The following is a 2,210-nucleotide window of genomic DNA, read 5'->3' on the forward strand; positions in this document are numbered from 1 at the left end:
TTATTTCAGTCAACATAATGAAAATTCTTTTTTTAAAGGATCAGAAAAGACAATAGAAAACCCTGCTTAAAAAGCACAAAATGTTTTATGGTCGAGCAAATTTCAACAACCAGAAGATTGGCGAAGAGATCACGGGAGCTATAATTCCATTGACCATTATTGATAAAACGTTCTCTCAAGCGCTACTGAAAAATCAAAGCAATATTCCACTACGAACTTTATCAGAAAAAAGTTAATCATCATACACACAGTCCTTAGTGGACAATTCTTGCAAAAAAAAATTATTGTATTTAAAATTTATTTACTCGTATAGGTTGTTTTCTACAGCGCTATATAAGAACGCATTTCCTTAGTTATATGTCATTTCGCTTTGCTATTGTTGTAGGTTGTATTAGGTTGTGTTGCCATAAAAACAGTTGCTTGAAAGCTTTACCATATTGAAAATCTTTTTTTTTTAATATAGCTTTGACCTTGACATGCTTTTTTCGAGCTATGAGTCGTTTCAAATAGAGGGAAATATAATGGCAAAAAAATAAAAACCCAACTGCGTTAACAGAAGGGTTTCTAAAATGCCCGTACTACATATACGGTAAATTAAACTAAATTCAAAAGAATTAAATCTACAAAGTAATTCCTAATTTAATTTATCGTGAAGCATTCTGCAAGAGAAATTTTGTAGAAAAGGGATATTTTTAGCATTTTTTTTGCCTCCAATAGAGAGGTTTTAAAAATTATGGTTAATAAAACATCTGGTAGAAAATTAACTTCAAAGCACTGGGAATATATAAAAATTGCTGATAATACCGATATTGGCCACATTACTAGAAGCCAACTTCTTTTTCTTGTACAAGACTTACCAGTAACTGATCTTATCAAAGGAACAGAAGCCCATTTATTAGCTAAACTTTTGAATACTGTACCAGTTACGCATTTTGAAAAAGGTAAAATTCCAATAGTTTTTAAAACCAACCATCAAATTGGTCTGGAAATTGGTTGTACATCTGTTCACGTAAGTAGGTTGCTTTCACGCCTTTTTGATAAAGGTCTTATTGTGATGCGGGATTCTGCTAATTATAAACGCTATGGTTTTAGTTCTGCTCATCATGTACCAATTGCTTGTGGTATTGATCTTAGCATTTTAATCGCGCGTTACCATGAACTTCAGCACTCTATTTTAAAGAGTAAAGAAGAAAAGAAACATCATGATATGGCTGTTAGAACCTTTTGTGGCGTTTGTCGTCGATTACGGCTTCGTATTGAAGAAATAAAATTTACACCTATTGCTGCAATGTTTTTAAATCGTATGAATAAAGTTAAATCTGTTCTTGGTTCTCCTTTTAAAGCGTCTACCTTTAAATTGGAAAAAGCTATTAAGCTTTTTAATTGGCTCTTAGAGCGTTTATTTTTTACAAAAATGTTATGCACAAACAATAAAAATGTTATGCAATTACATAATACAACCCCTAACTATAATTGTAATTGTAACAAAAATGAGTGTTCAGAGTTATCTGAACACACTCAAATCGTTAATGTGACCTCCGGTCACAATAAAATGGCTTATGAAAATATAGTAAACGTCAAAACCGAAACATCACTTCCCTCAAAAGGTAGTACATTGCCTCAAATTAAGCCGGAGATACTAGAAAAGGCTTTACCAAATGCCGTCTTGTTTTCTGAATGTAGTTTCCAAACAGAAAGCGATTTGATACATTCTATGTATCCTATGTACAGAATGATTAAAGTTTCAGAACATGCCGCTGAACAAGCTACAAAAATCATGGGGCTTAAAAAAACAGCTCTAGCCATTGCCATCATTTTTGAAAAATATGCTAGAGGACTTGTAAAATCACCAGGGGGATATCTCCGCGGCATGATTGATAAAGAAAAAAAGGGAGAATTGTATCTAGAGCGTTCTTTATTTGCTTTATTGAAACAAGCTGATCAAGAAGAAATAAATAGTTTAAACTTAGAAAAAAATCAGAAAATAAAGCTAAACGAAGAAAAAAGCTCTTTGTTTGAGTTTGAACTCAATAAAACGTTAAATAATCTAAAAATGCCAAAGTTTACATAAATAATAATTTATATACGAAATAAATATTTTAATTATTTATCGTTATTTTTTAAAGGCGTAACGGAGGTCGAAAATAGTAAAAATTTTTGATTTTGAAAAAGGAGAAAGAGATAAAATGATCAACTTATCCAGCGGGGAT

At 31.5% G+C, this 2,210-nt stretch carries 1 protein-coding gene; it reads left to right on the top strand.

Translation table 11 applies throughout. The annotated features are described in order from the left end of the window. Positions 1–733 precede the first annotated feature (733 nt). On the top strand, positions 734–2,071 hold the full coding sequence (gene repC / locus ACFILY_RS09370; protein WP_375637941.1) for a replication initiation protein RepC: 1,338 nt from the start codon (positions 734–736) through the stop codon (positions 2,069–2,071). Positions 2,072–2,210 lie beyond the last annotated feature (139 nt).

This window comes from Bartonella sp. CL25QHWL (assembly GCF_042195335.1).
In the GTDB taxonomy this organism is placed as follows: Bacteria; Pseudomonadota; Alphaproteobacteria; order Rhizobiales; family Rhizobiaceae; genus Bartonella.

What these genes read in the sequence shown, in the direction of transcription:
- repC (WP_375637941.1), top strand. Translation starts at nt 734, where the DNA reads ATGGTTAATAAAACATCTGGTAGAAAATTAACTTCAAAGCACTGGGAA.